Source organism: Ancylobacter mangrovi (assembly GCF_024752335.1).
GTDB lineage: Bacteria > Pseudomonadota > Alphaproteobacteria > Rhizobiales > Xanthobacteraceae > Ancylobacter > Ancylobacter mangrovi.
This window is the reverse complement of the sequence record NZ_JANTHY010000002.1, coordinates 181,255-200,488: the sequence shown is the minus strand read 5'-3', so window position 1 is coordinate 200,488 and position 19,234 is coordinate 181,255. Positions and strand designations below refer to the sequence as shown.

Here is a 19,234-nt window from a genome sequence, read left to right as displayed (position 1 = left end):
GTTGCGCCGCATGGAGGCAATCATGCCGCTGCGCGAGCCGTCAAGCGCTCGCCTCGTGCACATTTCCGGGCATGGTAAAATTGTTTGCATTGTGCCGTTGAGCCGCCGCGCGAACCCGGTTAGCGTCGGGTCAAGAACCGGGCATCCGGCCGCGGGCAACGGGGCACAGCATGAGCACAGGCGTCGCCGAAAAGACGCAGAAGACCATCGGCGGCATTCGCCGCAAGTTCTCCCCCTGGACTGACCCGACGGCGGTTCCGCTCATCCGCTACGAGAACGTCACCAAGCGCTTCGGCGAGTTCACCGCCGTCGACAGCCTGTCGCTCGACATCTACGAACGCGAATTCTTCGCGCTGCTCGGCCCGTCGGGCTGCGGCAAGACCACGCTGATGCGCATGCTGGCCGGCTTCGAGGAGCCGACCGAGGGCCGCATCACCCTCGCCGGCGAGGACCTGGTCGGCACCCCGCCCTACCGGCGGCCGGTCAACATGATGTTCCAGTCCTACGCGCTGTTCCCGCACATGAGCGTGTGGGACAACATCGCCTTCGGCCTGCGCCAGGACCGGGTCGAGAAGGGCGCCGTCGCCGCGCGGGTGGAGGAGATGCTCAAGCTGGTGAAGCTGGAGAGCTTCGCCAAGCGCAAGCCGCACCAGCTTTCCGGCGGCCAGCGCCAGCGCGTCGCCCTCGCCCGCTCGCTCGCCAAGCGCCCCAAGGTGCTGCTGCTCGACGAGCCGCTCGGCGCGCTCGACAAGAAGCTGCGCGAGGAGACCCAGTTCGAGCTCATGGACATCCAGATGGAGCTCGGCATGACCTTCCTGATCGTGACCCACGACCAGGAGGAGGCGATGACCGTGGCCGATCGCATCGCCGTGATGAACCACGGCAAGCTGGTGCAGGTCGCCCCGCCGGCCGAGATCTACGAGCAGCCCAACTGCCGCTACGTGGCCGACTTCGTGGGCGACGTGAACATCCTCGACGCCCGTGTGGAGAGCGTCGACGCGGGCGGGCTGACCTTGCGCGCCGAGGCGGCGCCCGACATGCCGATGCGCATCAGCCAGGGCGGCGAGGCGAAGCCCGGCGACAGCGTCTCGCTCGCGGTCCGGCCGGAGAAGCTGCGCGTCGACCTCGAGCCGCCGGCCGACGCCGGCCTGAACTGCCTGTCCGGCACGATCTGGGACATCGGCTATCTCGGCGACCTGTCGATCTACCATGTGGAGCTGCCCAACGGGGTGCGGGTGAAGGCGGCCAAGCCGAACCTCACCCGCATGGTCGAGCGGCCCATCACCTGGGACGACAAGGTCTATGTCTCCTTCACGCCGGATGCCGGCGTGGTGCTGACGCGCTAGGGAGGCTCGGATGGCGGCAAAGGCGAAGGGGCGCTGGCTGGTCGTCGCCCTTCCCTATCTGTGGCTGCTGGCGCTGTTCCTGGTGCCGTTCCTGATCGTCTTCAAGATCAGCCTGTCCCAGGACGCGATCGCCCAGCCCCCCTATTTCCCGACCTTCGCCCTCTCCGAGGGCTGGGCGGCGATCAAGGAGAGCCTCGGCGAGCTCTCCTTCGAGAATTACGGCTACGTGCTGAGCTGGGACAACGAGTTCATCGAGGCCTATGGCTCGAGCCTCGTGATCGCCGGCATCTCCACCGTGCTGCTGCTGCTCGTCGGCTATCCCATCGCCTACGCCATGGCGCGCTCGTCCAAGGCGCTGCGCCCGACGCTGCTGATGCTGGTGATCCTGCCGTTCTGGACCTCGTTCCTGATCCGCGTCTATGCGTGGATCGGCATCCTGTCGCCGGAAGGACTGCTGAACCAGTTCCTGTTCTTTCTCGGCGTCATCGACCACCCGCTGGAGATCCTGGCGACCGACACCGCGGTCTATATCGGCATCGTCTACTCCTACCTGCCCTTCATGATCCTGCCGCTCTATTCGGCGCTGGAGAAGATGGACGACACGCTGCTCGAGGCGGCGGCCGATCTCGGCTGCACGCCCTTCGCTGCGTTCTGGAAGATCACCTGGCCGCTCTCTTTGCCCGGCGTGTTCGCCGGGTGCCTGCTGTGCTTCATCCCCGCGGTCGGCGAGTTCGTCATCCCCGACCTGCTCGGCGGCTCGGACACGCTGATGATCGGCAAGGTGCTGTGGACCGAGTTCTCGGTGAACCGCTCCTGGACCGTCTCCTCGGCGGTGGCGGTGCTTCTGCTGCTGGTGCTGGTGGTGCCCATCGTGCTCTACCAGAACGTCCAGCAGCGCGAGGTGGAGGGGCGCTGATGGACCGCAAGCTCTCCTGGTTCAACGTCACCTCGCTGGTACTCGGCTTCGCCTTCCTGTACCTGCCGATCGTCCTCCTGGTGATCTACTCCTTCAACGCCTCGCGGCTGGTGACGGTGTGGGCCGGCTTCTCGACCCACTGGTACGGCGAATTGCTGCGCAACGAGCAGCTTCTCGACGCCGCCTGGGTGACGCTGCGCGTGGCCTTCATCACCGCCTGCGTCGCCACCGTGCTCGGCACCATGGCGGCGATCACCCTGACCCGCTACGGTCGCTTCTACGGCCGTACGCTGTTCTCCGGCATGATCTACGCCCCGCTGGTGATGCCGGACGTGATCACCGGCCTGTCGCTGCTGCTGCTGTTCGTTGCGGTGAACTTCGACCGCGGCTTCTGGACCATCACCCTCGCCCACATCACCTTCACCATGTGCTTCGTCTGCGTGGTGGTGCAGTCGCGCCTCGTCACCTTCGACCGCAGCCTGGAGGAGGCGGCGCTCGATCTCGGCTGCCCGCCGCTCAAGACCTTCTTCGTGGTCACGCTGCCGATCATCCTGCCGGCGGTGGTCTCGGGCTGGATGCTGGCCTTCACCCTGTCGCTGGACGACCTGGTCATCGCGAGCTTCACTACCGGCCCCGGTGCGACCACGCTGCCGATGCGGATCTACTCGCAGGTGCGCCTCGGCGTGACGCCGGAGATCAACGCCGTCTGCACCATCCTCATCGGCATCGTGACGGTGGTCGTCATCGGCGCCTCGATCATCACCAAACGTCAGGAAATCGAACGCCAGAAAGCCGAGCGGCTGGCCGCTGCGGGCTGATTGCCGCCACGATTTTGCGCGAAGGAACGACGGCGCCAAAATGCCCCGTTGCAATCACCGAGCCGCGCTGTAAAAAAGACCAGCCTACCGCCTGCTCTTCCGCATAACCGCCGTCAGACCAGACCGTCCCGCGAGCCTGAATCCATGAGCCTGTCCGACGTCTCGCCCGCACAGATCCCGCCGGCCGGACCCGTCTCCGGCGACGGCAAGGCCGCCCCGTCGATGGGGCGCTTCCGCCGCTTCCTGCGCGGCACCGGCTGGGGCCTCGGCGCGGCCGCGCTGCTGATCGGCGCCTATCTCATCGTCGAGCAGCTCGTCGGCAATTTCCACACCGTGATCCCCGGCGAGCTCTACCGCTCCGCCCAGATCAACGCGGACGAGCTTGAGGCGATCCAGAAGAAGTATGGCGTGCGCACGGTGATCAACCTGCGCGGCGCCTCCAAGGCGCCCTGGCACGTCGCCGAGATCGCCGAGAGCGAGCGGCTCGGCATCGAGCACATCGATTACGGCCTCTCGGCCGGCAAGGAGCTGACGCCGAAGCAGGTGGAGCAGCTCATCGCCATCATGCGCGACGCGCCCAAGCCGATCCTGGTGCATTGCAAGGGCGGGGCGGACCGCAGCGGCATCGCCTCCGCGCTCTATGTCGCCGCCATCGCCAAGGGCAGCGAGGAAGCGGCGGAATGGCAGCTTTCGCTGTTCTACGGCCATTTCCCCATCCCCTATTTCCCGGCCTGGGCGATGGACGAGACTTTCGAGCGCATCGAGCCCATGCTCGGCTATACCGGCTCCTGAGGGAGCCGCGCCCGTCGCCGGCGCTCAATTCTCCGGCGCTCAATTCTCCCGCACCCGATCTTCCGCGCCCGTCGCCGACGCGTGCGGGCGCGTGCGGCGGCGCGAGGGTGTAGGCTAGGGCGGTTCGAATCGCCGCCGTCCCGACAACGCTTCCCCGGTCCGCCATGCCGCTGCGCCTTCTCCCTTCCGCCCTGGTCGACCGCATCGCCGCGGGCGAGGTGGTCGAGCGGCCGGCTGCGGCGCTGAAGGAGATCGTGGAGAACGCGATCGACGCCGGCGCGCGGCGGATCGAGATCGTCATCGACGGCGGCGGCCGGCGCCTGCTGCGGGTCACCGACGACGGCGCCGGCATGGATGCGGACGAGCTCGCCCTCGCCGTCGAGCGCCACGCCACCTCCAAGCTCGACGACGAGGACCTGCTCGCCATCGCCACGCTCGGCTTCCGCGGCGAGGCGCTGGCCTCGATCGGCGCGGTGGCGCGGCTCTCCATCGCCAGCCGCCCGGCGGGCAGCGGCGAAGCCTACGAGATCCGCGTCGAGGGCGGGGTGAAGACGCCGGTGCGTCCGGCAGCGCTCGGCCCCGGCACGCGGGTGGAGGTGCGCGACCTGTTCTTCGCCACCCCGGCCCGGCTGAAATTCCTGAAGTCCGAGCGCGCCGAGACCATGGCGGCGGTCGACGCCGTGCGCCGTCTCGCCCTGGCGCGGCCCGACATCGGCTTCACCCTCGTCACCGACGACAAGGCGCCGGCGACATGGCCCGCGCGCGGGTCGGACGCCGCGGGCCGGCGCGCGCGCATCGCCGACGTGCTCGGCCATGAGGTGGCACGCAACGCGCTGGACATCGAGGGACTGCGCGAGGGGGCGCGGCTCACCGGCCTCGCCGGCCTGCCGACCTATTCGAAGGCCAACTCGCTGTCGCAATACCTGTTCGTCAACGGGCGCCCGGTGCGCGACAAGGTGCTGATCGGTGCCATCCGCGCCGCCTATTCGGACCTGCTGCCGTCCGACCGCCATCCGGTCACCGTGCTGTTCCTTGATCTCGACCCGCGCGAGGTCGATGTGAACGTGCATCCGGCCAAGACCGAGCTGCGGTTCCGCGACCCCGGCCTCATCCGCGCGCTGATCGTGCGCACGCTGACCGACGCGCTCACCGCCGGCGTGCCGCGCACCTCTTCCACCGGCGCCGACCGGCTGGCACAGCTCGCCCGCCCGGAAGGCTGGCGGCCGCAGGGCGCGCCCGACGGCCCGCGCGGCAGCTATGACTGGACGCGGTCCTGGGCCGCGCCCGGGGACGGCGCCGTCCCGCCGGGCGGCGTGCGCGAGGCACCGGCGCGGTTCGATTTCGGCTCGATCGCGGGCGAGGGCGCCATGGCGGGTGGCGTGGCGAGCCTCGCGCTCGGCCTCGCTCTGGCGCCGTCGGCGGATGCGCGCGCGGATGCCGCCCCCGCCGCGCCCGACCTCCTGGAGCGCCCGCTCGGCGCGGCGCGGGCGCAGCTCCACGAGACCTACATCATCGCCCAGACGCGCGACGGCGTGGTCGTGGTCGACCAGCACGCCGCCCATGAGCGCATCGTCTATGAGCGGCTCAAGGCGGCGATGGAGCGCGACGGGCTGGCGCGCCAGATGCTGCTGGTGCCGCTGGTGGTCGAGCTCGACCCGGCCGAGGCCGGGCGCCTTGCCGAGCGCGCCGAGGCGCTGGAGCGGTTCGGGCTGGTGATCGAGCCGTTCGGCCCGGGCGCGCTGCTGGTGCGCGAGGTGCCGGCGCTACTGGGCGAGGCGGACATTCCAGCCCTGGTGCGCGAACTCGCCGAGCACGCGGCCGAATGGGACGACGCGCTGCCGCTGGAGCGGCGCCTGCTGCACGTCGCCGCCACCATGGCGTGCCACGGCTCGGTGCGCGCCGGCCGCCGCCTTCGCGTGGAGGAGATGAACGCGCTGCTGCGCGAGATGGAGACCACCCCGAACGCGGGCCAGTGCAACCACGGCCGGCCGACCTTCATCACCCTGGCGCTGGCCGACATCGAGCGCCTGTTCGCGCGGCGCTGAGCTTTCCGCTAGATTGGCCGCGCAGGCAAGATTGACGAGCATGGCGTTCGACACCTCCCAGAGAACCGGCCACCCGGAAAGCTGGTACGCCGCCACGGCGCATCCCATGCCCGCCTTTCCGCCGCTGGCGGGAACCGTGCGGGCGGATGTGTGCGTCATCGGCGGCGGCTATACCGGGCTTTCCGCCGCGCTCCATCTCGCCGAGGCCGGGCTCGACGTGGCGCTGCTCGAGGCGGCGAAGCTCGGCTCGGGCGCCTCGGGCCGCAATGGCGGGCAGATCCATAGCGGCCAGCGCCGCGACCAGGACTGGATCGAGGAGCATATGGGCCTCGACGACGCCCGCGCGCTCTGGCGCATGGCGGAGGAGGCGAAGGCGTTCCTCTACGCGCTGATCGCACGCCACGCCATCGACTGCGACGTGCGCCCGGGGCTGGTCGTCGCCGACCACAAGCCGGCCTATGTCGCCCACAGCCACGCCTATGCGCGGAAGCTGAACGAGGTCTACGGCTACCCTCACGCCGCCCCGCTCTCGCGCGAGCAATTGCGGGCGATGGTCGGCTCGGACGCCTATTATGGCGGCATGATCGACCATGGCGGCGGGCATCTCCACCCGCTCAACCTGGCGCTGGGCCTCGCCCGGGCGGCGCAGGGCGCGGGCGCGCGGCTGTTCGAGCATTCGCGCGCCCTGTCGATCGACGAGGGCGGGGCGAAGGTGCGCGTGTCCACCGCGAGCGGCGTGGTGGAGGCCGACTGGGTGCTGGAATGCGGCGACGGACTGCAGGACGGGCTCGACCGCCGGGTCGACACCCATGTCATGCCGATCGCCAACTACATCGCCGCCACCGAGCCGCTGGGCGCTCGGGCGCGGGAGATCATCGCCAACGACGCGGCCGTCGCCGACAGCCGCTTCGTCGTGAACTATTATCGGCTCAGCTCGGACGGAAGGCTGCTGTTCGGCGGCGGGGAGAGCTACACCCGCGCCCTGAAGGCCGATCCCGGCGCCTTCGTGCGCCCCTACATGCTGAAGATCTTCCCCCAGCTCGCCGATGCACGCATCGACTATGGCTGGGGCGGCATCCTCGGCATCACCATGAGCCGCATGCCCTTCGTGCGCCGGCTCTCGCCGCGCGTCCTCGCCGCCGCCGGCTATTCCGGGCAGGGCGTGATGCTCGCGCCCTATTTCGGGCGGCTGCTGGCGGAGGTGATCCGCGGCCAGCTCGGCGAATTCGACCTGCTCGGCCGGCTGCCCGTGCCGCCCTTCCCCGGCGGCCCGCTCATGCGCTGGCCGCTGCTGGTCGCCGGCATGAGCTACTACGCGCTGCGCGACCGGCTCTAGCCATGTTCCCCGAGGTTCAGCACTGGGCGCAGGACGCACTTGGCTTCGTTCAGACCCATGCGCACTGGACGCCCTATATCGCCTTCCTGCTCGCCTTCGGCGAGTCGCTGGCGGTGGTCTCGCTGTTCGTGCCGGCGACCGTCATCCTCATCGGCATGGGGCCGATCATCGAGGCGGGCGGCATCGCGCTGCTCCCGGTGTGGGCCGGGGCGGCGGCGGGCGCGGCGCTCGGCGACGCGGTGTCCTACTGGGTGGGCTTCCGGCTGAAGGGGCGGGCGCGCTACATCTGGCCGTTCAGCCGCCACCCGCAGATCCTGGTGCGCGGCGAGCGCTTCTTCCACCGCCATGGCAGCTGGAGCGTGTTCATCGGCCGCTTCTTCGGGCCGATCCGGGCGGTGATCCCCCTGGTGGCCGGCATGTTCGCCATGCCGCAGTTCGTGTTCCAGATGGCCAACATCGCCTCGGCGATGCTGTGGGCGTTCCTGCTGCTCGCCCCCGGCGCGGCGGCGGTCAAGTTCTGGACCGGGGGATAGGCGGGGAGCGCTATTCGGCCGCTTCCTTCGGCGGCTTGCCGTGCTTCTTCTCGCGTCGGGCCTTGGCCGGGATGACGAGATCGAACTCGGCGAGTTCTTTTTCGGTGGGCAGGGACGAGTCCGGGTCGCTCTTCGCCGCTTCGATGATCTGAGCATCCGTCATCGCATCGACCTTCGACCAGTCGAAGTCATGCAAAAGCCGCTCAGCCTCCTCGAACTGCCTTCTCGAAGACACGTCGTTCGCTCCTGTGTGCGCGCCGGACCGAGATCAATCGGCGACGGTGCGCTCTCCATACGAAGACGCACAATATAACACGACCCTCGAGTTCGGCCATGGCCTCGGTCCGCGCCTCTCCGGCGACGAGCTTTGGCGACGGCCGTTCGAGGCGCGGCCGGCCATCGAAAACGAACATTCCGAAAAAGAGCGGCAAACCGTGCTTGGCAAGGTTCGCCGCATCCTTGTCGTCATCCCACTCGAAATCGTCCGTCTCGCCCATGATCACCTCAGCAACTGACCAACTGAGTTATAGCGAGCGGGCACTCCGACATGCGCAATTAACTGCAGGCGTGGTACAGCGCTTAGCCCACGCTGGCTCCGCCCTCAGTTCTTCGTCTTGTCGACCAGCTTGTTGGCGCCGATCCACGGCATCATGCCGCGCAGCTTCTCTCCGACCTGCTCGATCTGGTGTGCGTCGTTCATGCGGCGGATGCCCTTGAAGCGGGCGGCGCCGGCGCGGTACTCCTGCATCCAGTCCGAGGTGAACTTGCCGGTCTGGATGTCGTTCAGGACGCGCTTCATCTCCGCCTTGGTCTCGGCGGTGATGATGCGCGGGCCGGAGACGTACTCGCCCCACTCGGCGGTGTTGGAGATCGAGTAGTTCATGTTGGCGATGCCGCCCTCATAGATGAGGTCGACGATCAGCTTCACCTCGTGCAGGCACTCGAAATAGGCCATCTCCGGGGCGTAGCCGGCTTCCACCAGCGTCTCGAAGCCGGCGCGGATCAGCTCGACGAGGCCGCCGCACAGCACCACCTGCTCGCCGAACAGGTCGGTCTCGCACTCTTCCTTGAAGGTGGTCTCGATGATGCCCGAGCGGCCGCCGCCCACGCCCGAGGCGTAGGAGAGGCCGAGGTCGAGCGCATTGCCCGAGGCGTCCTGGTGCACGGCCACGAGGCAGGGCACGCCGCCGCCCTTCAGGTACTCGCCGCGCACGGTGTGGCCGGGGCCCTTGGGGGCGACCATCAGCACGTCGACCGACGCCTTCGGCTCGATCAGGCCGAAATGCACGTTGAGGCCGTGGGCGAAGGCGATCGCCGCGCCGTCGCGGATGTTGGGGGCGATCTCGTCGCGGTAGATGTCGGCCTGCAGCTCGTCCGGGGTGGCCATCATCATCAGGTCGGCCCACTTGGCCGCTTCGGCGACGGTGAGCACCTTGAGCCCGTCGGCCTCGACCTTCTTGGCGGTGGCCGAGCCCGGCTTCAGGCCGATGGAGATCTCCTTGACGCCGGATTCCTTGAGGTTCAGCGCGTGGGCGCGGCCCTGGCTGCCATAGCCGATGATGGCGACCTTCTTGCCCTTGATGAGGTTCAGGTCGGCATCGCGATCGTAGTAAACGCGCATGGGTGTCTCCTGTGTCACGCGTTGATCTTGTCCCGGCCCGGCGCGGTGCGCCCGGTGCCGTAGAGGGAGAGGAACTGGTCGGTGGCGCGCGCGGCGTCGCGCTCGATCTCCTCGGCGCGGAGCGAGAGCGCGTCGCCCAGCAGCAGCCGGATCTGCACGTCGCGCCCGACCAGGCCGAGGAAGGTGCGGAAGGCGATCTCGGTGTCGTCGAACGCCACCAGCCCCGCTTCGCGCCCCGCTTCGAGCACGGGCTTGAGCCGCTCGCCGATCGCGAAGCGCCCGTTGGCGAGCATGATCGCGCCGAGATTGCCACCGCGCGCGCCGGTCTCGCCAATGGCGAAGCGGTTCAGCGCGATCGAGGTCGGGCTGGAGATGACGGCGAGCCAGTTGGCGGCGAAGCGGATCAGGCTGTCGCGCAGCGCCAGCGCGTCGAGCCGCGTGCGGTCGTAATTGCCGGCGCGCACCTTGGAGGCCTGCCAGCGCACGGTGGCGGTCAGCAGCCCGTCCCGGTCGCCGAACCATTTGTAGAGGCTTTCCTTGGAACAGCTCGCCCGGCGCGCGACGGCGGTCATGGTGACGTCGCCGCCCCGCTCGACCATCAGCGCCAGCACGGCGTCGAGCACGGCGCGCTGGCGCGCCGTCAGCGTCTCGCCCGCTGTATCGGGATGGGTCATCAGTGCTGCCGTATCCGTACCGTACGTTACGGTTCTGCTATAGGAACGCCCGTGCCCGCGCAAGCCGGCGTTGGGCGGAATGGGCGGGAGGAGCAGGAAAGCGGCGGCGAGCAGGTCGGCGCCCCGGTCCAGATGACCGTCCGGCACCACCCCCGCCACCGGCTTCACATGGGCTCGGGACCGCGGCCGATCGCGGCGACGCCGGTGCGCGAGACCTCGACCAGGCCCAGCGGCTCCAGCAGCGAGACGAACTGGTCGATCTTGTCCGGCTTGCCGGTGATCTCGAACACGAAGCTCTCCAGCGTCGTGTCGACGGTACGGGCACGGAAGCTGTCGGCGATCAGCAGCGCCTCGCGCCTGAGCTCGCCCTTACCGCGCACCTTGATGAGGGCGAGCTCGCGCTCCAGCGCCCGCCCCTCCACGGTAAGGTCGACCACCCGGTGCACCGGCACCAGCCGGTCGAGCTGGCTCTTGATCTGCTCGATGATCATCGGCGCGCCGGTGGTGACGACCGTGATGCGCGAGCGCCGGGAATCGTGGCTCACCTCGGAGACGGTGAGGCTGTCGATGTTGTAGCCGCGGCCGGAGAACAGGCCGACGATGCGAGCGAGAACGCCCGGCTCGTTGTCGACCAGCAGGGAGAGGGTGTGGCGCTCGGCGGGTTCGCTGACGGGAGGCATGGCAAGCTACTCGAAGGGCTGGAATGGGTCGCGCGGTCTGCCTCTCCCCGGCGGGAAGAGGGACGGGTGAGGGATCTCCGGCGCCGCGCCCGCTCCTGCGCTCGCGGGTGGAGCGGTGGGGGCGTCAGGCGCGGGCGCCGGCCGTCGCCGGCCTCACACCAGCATCTTGCCTTCCTCGCTGATCGCGTCGTCCAGCGCCTCGGGATGATCAGGCAGGATCATCTCGTTATGCGGCTTGCCCGAGGGGATCATCGGCAGGCAGTTCTCCTTCTGGTCGACGATGCAGTCGAACAGCACCGGCCCGTCGGTGTTGAGCATCTCCTGGATCGCGCCGTCGAGCTTGGCCGGGTCGGCGCAGCGTATGCCCTTGCCGCCATAGGCTTCGGCGAGCTTCACGAAGTCGGGCAGCGATTCCGAATAGGAGTGCGAGTAGCGCCCGCCATGCAGCAGGTCCTGCCACTGGCGCACCATGCCCATATACTCGTTGTTCAGCACGAAGATCTTGACCGGCAGGTTGAACTGCAGCGCGGTCGAGAGCTCCTGCAGGCACATCTGGATCGAGGCCTCGCCCGCGATATCGATGACGAGGCTGCCGGGATGCGCCACCTGCACGCCGATCGCTGCCGGCAGGCCGTAGCCCATCGTGCCGAGGCCGCCCGAGGTCATCCAGCGGTTCGGCTCCTCGAAGTGGAAGTGCTGGGCCGCCCACATCTGGTGCTGGCCGACCTCGGTGGTGATGTAGACGTCCTTGTCCTTCACCGCGTTGTAGAGCGCCTTCACCGCCTGCTGCGGCTTGATGATGCGGTCGCCGGGCTGGAAGGAGAGCGAGCGGCGCGCGCGCCAGCCGTCGATCTGGCGCCACCAGCCGGCCAGCGCCTGCCGGTCCGGCTCGGCCTTCATCGAGCGCCACACGGTCAGCATGTCCTCGATCACATGCTTGACGTCGCCGATGATCGGGATGTCGATCTTGATGTTCTTGTTGATCGAGGAGGGGTCGATGTCGATGTGGATCTTGGTCGAGCCTGGCGAGAATGCGTCGACGCGGCCGGTGATGCGGTCGTCGAAGCGCGCCCCGACGCACACCATGACGTCGCAATCGTGCATCGCCATGTTGGCCTCGTAGGTGCCGTGCATGCCGAGCATGCCGAGCCACTGCCGATCCGAGGCCGGATAGGCGCCGAGGCCCATCAGCGTCGAGGTCACGGGATAGCCGGTGAGGCGCGCGAACTCGCGCAGCAGCCGGCTCGCCTCGGGCCCCGAATTGATGACGCCGCCGCCGGTGTAGAAGATCGGCCGCTTGGCGCCTGCCATCAGTTCCACCGCCTGGCGGATCTTCTCCGGGTCGCCCTTCAGACGCGGCTGGTAGGTGCGGTGCTGGATGTTCTCCGGCCCGACATACATGCCCTTGGCGAACTGGACGTCCTTCGGGATGTCGACCACGACCGGCCCCGGACGCCCGCTCTGGGCGACATAGAACGCCTCGTGCATGACGCGGGCGAGATCGTTCACGTCACGGACCAGGTAGTTGTGCTTGGTGCAGGGCCGGGTGATGCCGACCGTGTCGCATTCCTGGAACGCGTCCGAGCCGATGAGATGGGTCGGCACCTGGCCGGTGATGCACACGACCGGGATCGAATCCAGCAGCGCGTCGGTGAGGCCGGTCACCGCATTGGTGGCGCCGGGGCCGGAGGTGACGAGCACGACGCCGACCTTGCCCGAGGAGCGGGCATAGCCCTCGGCCATGTGCACCGCGCCCTGCTCGTGGCGCACGAGGACGTGGCGGACCTGGTTCTGGTGGAACATGGCGTCGTAGATCGGCAGCACCGCGCCGCCGGGATAGCCGAACATGTGTTCGACACCCTGATCGATCAGGGCCTGCATCACCATTTCGGCGCCGGTCATCTCGCGCATCATGGTCGTGTTCCTTATGACGTATCGGTCTCGTGGCGGATCGGAAGGGGTAGTCCAGAAAATCAAAAGGCCCCGTCAGGGGCCATTTTCGCGCGTCACCAATGGGCGGAGCGGCCGTCAGGCAAGCTCCGCGGCGACGCGCCGTCCTACGATAAGGATAACATTGTTGCGCATCCGGGCGCCCTTCCTTCGTAAAGTTGCGCGACCTGTACAGGGGCGAGGGGCGCGCGTCAAGCGTTCGACCAGTAAGCGCGCAGAATGGCGTCCAAACAAGCACTTTTCGTGACATTCGAACGCCGCTATACGCCATGCCATCGGTGGGAGAGCATTCATGACGCATATGCGGCTGGTGGTCGTCGGCGCCGGAGGGCGCATGGGGCGCGCCCTTATCCGCGCTATCGCTGAGGCGTCCGACCTGACGCTCGCCGGGGCTATCGAGCCGCCGGGGAGCGAGCTGATCGGCCGCGACGCGGGCGAGCTCGTCGGGCTGCCGGCGCTCGACGTGCGGGTCGGAACCGACGCGCTCGAGACCTTCGCCGCCGCCGACGGGGTGATCGACTTCACCGTCCCGGCCGCCAGCGTCGCCTTTGCCGCGCTCGCGGCCCAGGCGCGCATCGTCCATGTGATCGGCACGACCGGCTTTTCGCCCGAGGACGAGGAGAAGATCGCCGCTGCCGCCCGGCATGCCGCGATCGTGAAGTCGGGCAATATGAGTCTGGGCGTCAACCTTCTCGCCGCGCTGGTCCGGCGCGTCTCGCGCACGCTCGACGAGGATTACGACATCGAGATCGTCGAGATGCACCACAACCGCAAGATCGACGCGCCCTCGGGCACGGCGCTGCTGCTCGGGCAGGCGGCGGCGGAAGGGCGCGGCATCGACATCGGCACCCAAGGCGTCTTCGCCCGCCATGGCCACACCGGCGCGCGGCGCGCGGGCGACATCGGCTTCGCCACGCTGCGCGGCGGCACGGTGATCGGCGACCATACGGTGGTGTTCGCCGGCACCGGGGAGCGGATCGAGCTCGCCCACAAGGCCGAGAACCGGGAAATCTACACGCGCGGCGCGCTCGCCGCCGCCCGCTGGGCGCGCGGGCGCAAGCCCGGGCTCTACTCGATGGCCGACGTTCTCGGCCTGTCCGATTTCTGACCGATGGAGACCGATCCCATGTCCGAACGCCTTCTCGTCCTCGTCCGCCACGGCCAGAGTGAGTGGAACCTGAAGAACCTGTTCACGGGCTGGCGCGACCCCGACCTGACGCCGCTGGGCGTCGAGGAGGCGCACAAGGCGGGCCGTCGGCTCAAGGAGGAGGGCTACCAGTTCGACGTCGCCTTCACCTCCAAGCTCTCGCGCGCGCAGAAGACGCTGGAGCTGGCGCTGGGCGACCTCGGCCAGAGCGGGCTCGCCACGATCGAGGACCTTGCCCTCAACGAGCGCGACTATGGCGACCTGTCGGGCCTCAACAAGGACGACGCCCGCGCCAAATGGGGCGAGGAGCAGGTGCATGTCTGGCGCCGCTCCTACGACGTGCCCCCGCCCGGCGGCGAGAGCCTGAAGGACACCATCGCCCGCACCCTGCCCTACTACGTCACCGAGATCCTGCCCAAGGTGCTGCAGGGCCAGCGCACGCTGGTGGTGGCGCACGGCAACTCGCTGCGGGCGCTGATCATGGTGCTGGAGAAGCACACGCCCGAGACCATCATGAAGCGCGAGCTCGCCACCGGCGTGCCGGTGATCTACCGGCTGAAGCCGGATTCGACGGTCGAGAGCGTGGTCGACCTCGCCGACTGATGCCGGCGCCCGGTCGATGAGCGCGGGGCTGGTCTATCTGCTGCTGCTGGTCGCGATCGCCGCCGAGGTGGTCGCGACGACGGCGCTGGCGCGCTCGGACGGCTTCGCCCGCCTGGTGCCGACGCTGGTCGCGCTGGTCGGCTACGGCATCGCCTTCTGGTGCCTGTCGATCGTGCTGCGCACCATGCCGACCGGCATCGTCTACGCCATCTGGTCAGGCTTCGGCATCGTGCTGATCGCGCTGGTGGCGTGGCTGTTCCAGGGCCAGAAGCTGGACGTGCCGGCGATGGTCGGCCTCGGCCTCATCATCGCCGGCGTGCTGGTGGTGAACCTGTTCTCGAAATCGGTCACCCACTGAAGGGGGCGGCGGGGCTCAGGACGCGCCCCACTCCTTGCAGAGCTGGCCCGCCTCCCAGCCGAGGATCGCCCGCTTGCGGGTGAGGCCCCAGTGATAGCCGGTGAGGTCGCCGCTCTTGCCGATGACGCGGTGGCACGGCACGACGAAGGACATCGGGTTCTTGCCCACCGCCGCGCCGACCGCGCGGGCCGCCTTCGGCTTCTCGATCCGATCGGCGATGGTCGAATAGGTGGTTGCCTTGCCGAGCGGGATGCGCATCAGCGTCTCCCACACCCGCACCTCGAAATCGGTGCCGATGAACACGATCCGCAGCGGGTCGTCCGGATTCCAGGTGCTGCGGTCGAAGATGCGCGCCGCATAGGGCGCGGTGGCGTAGGGGTCCTCGATATAGGTCGCGTTCGGCCAGCGCCGGCGCATGTCGGCGAGCGCCTTATCCTCCTCGCCCTCGTCGGCGAAGGCGAGGCCGCACAGGCCGCGCGAGGTGGCCATGGCGAGCGCCGAGCCGAACTGCGAGGCGTGGAAGCCGTAGCGGATCACGAGGCCCGCACCGCCGGTCTTCCATTCGCCGGGCGACATGGATTCGTGCACCACGAACAGATCGTGCAGCCGGCCCGGCCCGGAGAAGCCGAGCTCATAGGCGGCGTCGAGCACATTGTCCGATTCGGTCAGCACCCGCCGCGCGGCGTCCAGCGTCACGGCCTGAAGGAAGTCCTTCGGCGTGAGGCCGCACCAGCGGCGGAACAGGTCGGTGAGCGCGCGGGGGCTGACCCCCGCGGCGAGGGCAATCTCCTCCACTTCCGGCTGGTCCCGGAAGCGCAGGTTCACATATTCGACCGCACGCCGCACGATCTCGTAGTCGGCGGCGGCGATCTCCAGCGGATGGGCGGCATCAAGATTGGGCGCGAGCACGGGCAATCTCCTCCTGCTGGAACGAGAGAACCACGGCGTCCTGCGCCGGGCCACCCGATTTCGACGGCGGCGGTCAGAGGGCGGAGCGTACCACACCGCGCTTGGCGGTGCTGAGGGCCGACCCGAGCCCGTCCGCCAGTTCCTCGCGCTGCGCCGTATGCAGGAAGCCGCCGACCTCGACGCCGTCGCCGCGCGAGCGCAGCATCAGCCGCTGGAGGCCGTAATCCTCGATCGATTCCTTGTCGAGCCGGGTCCAGAGCGGGTTCATCCGCGCCTCGGCGGCGCGGCCGGCAGGGTCGACCTTGAGCACGGTGATGAGGCTCGGCGTGACGGTGATCTCCTCGCGCGCCCGGGCGGAGCGGAAGTTCATGCGGAACGCCCACCAGATGGCGAGCACGTCGAGCCCGAACACGCCGAACACCGGCCAGGCGCCCATCAGCAGGAAGGTGGTGCCGCATACGAAGCTGATCGCCGCCACCACCAGCATGACGATGAGGAAGCCGCGCTCGTCGAGCGAGCGGTAGGGTTCGAGCCGCGCCACGTAAAGCGTCGGCTCGCCGTCGCCGGCGTCGATTGGGGGCGGGGCGATCTTGGCAGCGCTCATGGACACACATTATAGGTCGAAAATGGCTGAAAAGGACAGGGATTCGGCGCCGCGCCGCCCGCGCGCCGGCACGGCGGCAAAGGTCGCGCCGGCCGGCAGGACCCGCGTGGGCAAGGGCGGCGCGATCGAGGGTTCCGGCGCGACGAGCGCTGGCGCCAAGTCGTCAGCCGTCAAGCCTTCAGCGGCAAGGAAGACTGGCGCGGCCAAGAGTTCCGGCAAGGCCGGCCGCGCGTCGGCTTCCGCCAAGGCGGCGTTGGAGCAGCAGGCCGCGGCCCGCCCGGCCCGGAAGCGTGCCGTCGCCAATGCCGCGGCGGCGGCGCTCGGCGGCGCCTTCCGCCCCTGGAGCGCGGCCGAGGTCGAGACCGCCTTCTCCCGCTTCGAGGCCGCCGATCCCGAGCCGAAGGGCGAGCTCGACTATGTCGACCCCTTCACCCTGCTGGTCGCGGTGGTGCTCTCCGCGCAGGCGACCGACGCCGGCGTGAACAAGGCGACGCGCGGCCTGTTCAAGGCGGCGCCGACGCCCGAGGCCATGGTGGCGCTGGGAGAGGAAGGGGTGGCGCAGCATATCCGCACCCTCGGCCTCTATCGCGGCAAGGCGAAGAACGTGGTCGAGCTCTCGCGCCGCCTCATCGCCGAGCATGGCGGCACCGTGCCGGCCGACCGCGCGGAGCTGGAGAAGCTGCCCGGCGTCGGGCGCAAGACGGCGAATGTCGTGCTCAACATCGCCTTCCACCAGCCGACCATCGCGGTCGACACCCACCTGTTCCGGGTCGCCAACCGCACCGGCCTCGCGCCCGGCAAGACGCCGCTGGAGGTGGAGATGGGGCTCGAGCGAGCGATTCCGGCGCGGTTCATGCTCCACGCCCATCACTGGCTCATCCTGCACGGGCGCTATGTCTGCAAGGCGCTGAAGCCGGACTGCCCGCGCTGCCTCATTTCGGACCTGTGCCGTTGGCCGGAGAAGACCCCCGCCTAGCGGCGGCGTAGGAGCGCGAGCGCGTGAGCCGCTTGTGCAGCCGCACCATGAAGATGGTGGCGAAGATCGGCGTAATGAGGTTGAGGATCGGCACCGAGACCACCAGGGCGATGATCATGCCGGCGGCGAAGACCGCGAGCCCATGGTGGCGCCGCACCAGCGCCGCCTCGTCCTCGGTGCGGAAGCGCAGCGCCGCGAGCTGAAAATATTCACGCCCCAGGAGGTAGCCGTTGGCGACGTAGAACACGACGATGTTGACGCCGGGCACCAGCAGGAGCAGCAGCGCCACCAGGTTGACCGCGAGGGTGAGCCCGAAGAACCGCAGGCTGAGCACCAGCGCGCGGCCGGCGGGCAGCGCCCGGCCGACCTGTATGTCGTTGAACTCGTTGGCCTCGACCTGCTCGGCCACCTCGTCGACGAACAGGCCGGCGATCAGCGAGGTCACCGGCGGCACCAGGAACACCGCGCCGGCGAAGATCCCGACCGCCGCCAGTATGTCCAGCGTGACGTTCGCCCAGTCCCATTGCAGGGAGACGAAATAGGTCAGGGCGTAATAGCTGCCGATGCCCAGTGCCACGAGAAGTCCGACCGCGAGGATGATCGACCGCCAGAGAAAACGCCGGTACTCGCGCGAGAAGGTCTGGACGAAGGATCTTACGGCATCCTGGAGCATGGACGATTCACCTGTGATGTCCTCAGGTAAACCCTCGCCGCGCCGGTCTCAAGCCTCCTCGGGAGGCGGCCCGGACGGCGGGCGCGGTCCGCCCCGCCGCGGGCGAATTCGGATTCTCCGCTTGCATTGCGTGAATCGCCCCGGGAGTCCTGATTCGTTCCGGTGTGAACAAAGAGTGATTCCGATCAAGGACTTGGCCGGGGGCCGGGGGCCGGGGCCGGGGCCGGGGGCGCGGGCTTGGTGGCTGTGGCGCCGGCCTCAGAAGTGATAGGCGGCGCTGATGAACACGCCGTGCTGCGTTATGTCGTAGACGAAGCCGCCATCCTCGTAGTCGGTGTAGATCGCGCGGTAGCCGATCGCGGTGGAGAGGGAGTCGGTCCACATATAGCCGAGCGAGGCGAAGCCCTGCGCGGTCAGCTTGGAGGAGACGCCGAAGCCGCCGACGTCGCCGAGCGCGTTGAAGAACCACTTGTCATTGATCTTGTACTGCAGGAACAGGCCGACGGTGGGGTCGATCCAGTCCTGCGTGCCGCTGCTGGAGATCGCGAGCGGCACATAGGCGTTGGTGAAATTGAAGTCGCTGTCGAGGTGCTGGTAGCGGAAGCCGACCGTGCCGCTCAGCGTGGCGCCCTCGGGCAGGCCGACCGGCAGGGCGTAGCCGGCGAGTCCCTGCACGATGACCTGGGTGAGGCCGAGCCGCGCCGTGCTGCCGCCGAGGGGGCCGAAGGTCGCCTGCGAGGTGACGTCGGTATAGATGAGGTCGAACAGCAGGGTCCATCTGTCGTTCTGGGCCAGGAACGAGCCCATGAGGGCACCGTCGAGGTCCTCCAGCGCGTCCTTCGCCGATATGTCGACATTGGCGGGCGGCAGGCCGCGCACGCCGACATGGCCGTTGAGCCCGGTCAGCCAGCCATAGAATGTGAGCTGGTAGCGCCAGTCGGAGGAGGGAATCTCGACCGGCCCCGTGGCCACGGGCACCGAGGGCTCGAGGTCCGCCGCTGCGGCCGGCCGCGCGCTCCAGACGAGCGCGCCGCATGTGAGGGCGCCGCTGAGAACGGTGCCGCAGAGAAGACCAGCAACGATGCCGACGATGCGCATGGAAGCCCCCGTATGGCGCGCGCCTTCCCGCGGGCGCACGCATGACGCGAAATGATGGCGCAGGATCGCGCGGCCTGCTTTGCATTTTGCGTCACGCCGTGTCGGTTTACGTAACGCCATGCAGGTTTGCGTTACGCCATGGCGGTTGCGTCCTG

General features: G+C 68.7%; 22 protein-coding genes. 11 read left to right on the top strand and 11 right to left on the bottom strand.

The window, feature by feature from the left end:
- Positions 1–170: 170 nt before the first annotated feature.
- The 7 genes from NVS83_RS06760 to NVS83_RS06730 all read left to right on the top strand — a co-directional run bounded on the left by NVS83_RS06760 (position 171) and on the right by NVS83_RS06730 (position 7,786).
- Positions 171–1,346 (top strand): ABC transporter ATP-binding protein, encoded by a 1,176-nt coding sequence (locus NVS83_RS06760; RefSeq protein WP_258738653.1) that lies wholly within the window; start codon positions 171–173, stop codon positions 1,344–1,346.
- A gap of 10 nt (positions 1,347–1,356) precedes the next feature.
- Positions 1,357–2,262 (top strand): ABC transporter permease subunit, encoded by a 906-nt coding sequence (locus NVS83_RS06755; RefSeq protein WP_258738652.1) that lies wholly within the window; start codon positions 1,357–1,359, stop codon positions 2,260–2,262.
- Entirely contained in the window at positions 2,262–3,080 is an 819-nt protein-coding gene (locus tag NVS83_RS06750) for an ABC transporter permease (RefSeq protein WP_258738651.1), read from the top strand. The genes NVS83_RS06755 and NVS83_RS06750 overlap by 1 nt, the downstream gene beginning before the upstream one ends.
- A 144-nt stretch (positions 3,081–3,224) precedes the next feature.
- The gene (locus NVS83_RS06745; RefSeq protein WP_258738650.1) at positions 3,225–3,872 is read left to right on the top strand and encodes a dual specificity protein phosphatase family protein; all 648 of its coding nucleotides are present in this window, start codon (positions 3,225–3,227) and stop codon (positions 3,870–3,872) included.
- Positions 3,873–4,036: 164 nt separating this feature from the next.
- Positions 4,037–5,917 carry a DNA mismatch repair endonuclease MutL gene (gene mutL / locus NVS83_RS06740; RefSeq protein WP_258738649.1) on the top strand — a complete coding sequence of 627 codons (1,881 nt, stop codon included), beginning with the start codon at positions 4,037–4,039 and terminating at the stop codon, positions 5,915–5,917.
- 40 nt (positions 5,918–5,957) lie between these two features.
- Complete coding sequence (locus tag NVS83_RS06735) at positions 5,958–7,253, top strand: NAD(P)/FAD-dependent oxidoreductase (RefSeq protein WP_258738648.1); 1,296 nt, start codon at positions 5,958–5,960, stop codon at positions 7,251–7,253.
- Between the two features lie 2 nt (positions 7,254–7,255).
- The gene (locus NVS83_RS06730) at positions 7,256–7,786 is read left to right on the top strand and encodes a DedA family protein (RefSeq protein ID WP_258738647.1); all 531 of its coding nucleotides are present in this window, start codon (positions 7,256–7,258) and stop codon (positions 7,784–7,786) included.
- Between the two features lie 10 nt (positions 7,787–7,796).
- On the opposite strand, the gene NVS83_RS06725 is transcribed toward NVS83_RS06730, so the two are convergent.
- The 6 genes from NVS83_RS06725 to NVS83_RS06700 all read right to left on the bottom strand — a co-directional run bounded on the left by NVS83_RS06725 (position 7,797) and on the right by NVS83_RS06700 (position 12,675).
- Positions 7,797–7,982, bottom strand: coding sequence for a hypothetical protein (locus NVS83_RS06725; RefSeq protein ID WP_258738645.1), 186 nt, complete (start codon positions 7,980–7,982; stop codon positions 7,797–7,799).
- Positions 7,983–7,989: 7 nt separating this feature from the next.
- Positions 7,990–8,283: a BrnT family toxin gene (locus NVS83_RS06720; RefSeq protein ID WP_258738644.1), complete on the bottom strand. Its 294-nt coding sequence runs from the start codon at positions 8,281–8,283 to the stop codon at positions 7,990–7,992.
- 104 nt (positions 8,284–8,387) lie between these two features.
- Positions 8,388–9,407, bottom strand: coding sequence for a ketol-acid reductoisomerase (gene ilvC, locus NVS83_RS06715; RefSeq protein ID WP_258731727.1), 1,020 nt, complete (start codon positions 9,405–9,407; stop codon positions 8,388–8,390).
- A 14-nt stretch (positions 9,408–9,421) separates the two neighbouring features.
- Positions 9,422–10,081 (bottom strand): TetR/AcrR family transcriptional regulator C-terminal domain-containing protein, encoded by a 660-nt coding sequence (locus tag NVS83_RS06710; RefSeq protein ID WP_258731726.1) that lies wholly within the window; start codon positions 10,079–10,081, stop codon positions 9,422–9,424.
- A 164-nt stretch (positions 10,082–10,245) separates the two neighbouring features.
- Positions 10,246–10,761, bottom strand: a complete 516-nt coding sequence (gene ilvN, locus NVS83_RS06705) for an acetolactate synthase small subunit (protein ID WP_258731725.1) — start codon at positions 10,759–10,761, stop codon at positions 10,246–10,248.
- A gap of 153 nt (positions 10,762–10,914) precedes the next feature.
- A complete protein-coding gene (locus NVS83_RS06700; RefSeq protein ID WP_258738643.1) occupies positions 10,915–12,675 on the bottom strand; it encodes an acetolactate synthase 3 large subunit in 1,761 nt (586 codons plus the stop codon).
- Between the two features lie 328 nt (positions 12,676–13,003).
- Between NVS83_RS06700 and dapB the strand changes: the two genes are divergently transcribed.
- Genes dapB through NVS83_RS06685 form a run of 3 tightly spaced genes read left to right on the top strand, consistent with a single transcriptional unit; the run spans position 13,004 to position 14,819 of the window.
- Positions 13,004–13,819 (top strand): 4-hydroxy-tetrahydrodipicolinate reductase, encoded by an 816-nt coding sequence (dapB, locus tag NVS83_RS06695; RefSeq protein ID WP_258738642.1) that lies wholly within the window; start codon positions 13,004–13,006, stop codon positions 13,817–13,819.
- Between the two features lie 18 nt (positions 13,820–13,837).
- Entirely contained in the window at positions 13,838–14,461 is a 624-nt protein-coding gene (locus NVS83_RS06690; protein WP_258738641.1) for a 2,3-bisphosphoglycerate-dependent phosphoglycerate mutase, read from the top strand.
- A 16-nt stretch (positions 14,462–14,477) separates the two neighbouring features.
- Positions 14,478–14,819: an SMR family transporter gene (locus NVS83_RS06685; RefSeq protein ID WP_258738640.1), complete on the top strand. Its 342-nt coding sequence runs from the start codon at positions 14,478–14,480 to the stop codon at positions 14,817–14,819.
- Between the two features lie 15 nt (positions 14,820–14,834).
- Here NVS83_RS06685 and NVS83_RS06680 read toward each other — a convergent pair whose 3' ends face one another.
- From NVS83_RS06680 to NVS83_RS06670, 3 genes are all read right to left on the bottom strand, one after another.
- The gene (locus NVS83_RS06680) at positions 14,835–15,728 is read right to left on the bottom strand and encodes a bifunctional helix-turn-helix domain-containing protein/methylated-DNA--[protein]-cysteine S-methyltransferase (protein WP_258738639.1); all 894 of its coding nucleotides are present in this window, start codon (positions 15,726–15,728) and stop codon (positions 14,835–14,837) included.
- A gap of 73 nt (positions 15,729–15,801) precedes the next feature.
- A complete protein-coding gene (locus NVS83_RS06675) occupies positions 15,802–16,332 on the bottom strand; it encodes a DUF2244 domain-containing protein (protein WP_258738638.1) in 531 nt (176 codons plus the stop codon).
- A gap of 9 nt (positions 16,333–16,341) precedes the next feature.
- Complete coding sequence (locus NVS83_RS06670) at positions 16,342–16,578, bottom strand: hypothetical protein (protein WP_258738637.1); 237 nt, start codon at positions 16,576–16,578, stop codon at positions 16,342–16,344.
- Between the two features lie 7 nt (positions 16,579–16,585).
- Here NVS83_RS06670 and nth point away from each other — a divergent pair, with 7 nt between their 5' ends.
- Positions 16,586–17,308 (top strand): endonuclease III, encoded by a 723-nt coding sequence (gene nth, locus NVS83_RS06665; protein ID WP_258738636.1) that lies wholly within the window; start codon positions 16,586–16,588, stop codon positions 17,306–17,308.
- Here nth and NVS83_RS06660 read toward each other — a convergent pair.
- Together NVS83_RS06660 and NVS83_RS06655 are read right to left on the bottom strand one after the other, a co-directional pair.
- Positions 17,265–17,981, bottom strand: coding sequence for a sulfate transporter family protein (locus tag NVS83_RS06660; RefSeq protein ID WP_258731716.1), 717 nt, complete (start codon positions 17,979–17,981; stop codon positions 17,265–17,267). The genes nth and NVS83_RS06660 overlap by 44 nt on opposite strands.
- Positions 17,982–18,239: 258 nt before the next feature.
- Positions 18,240–19,079 (bottom strand): hypothetical protein, encoded by an 840-nt coding sequence (locus NVS83_RS06655; protein WP_258738635.1) that lies wholly within the window; start codon positions 19,077–19,079, stop codon positions 18,240–18,242.
- Positions 19,080–19,234: the final 155 nt, after the last annotated feature.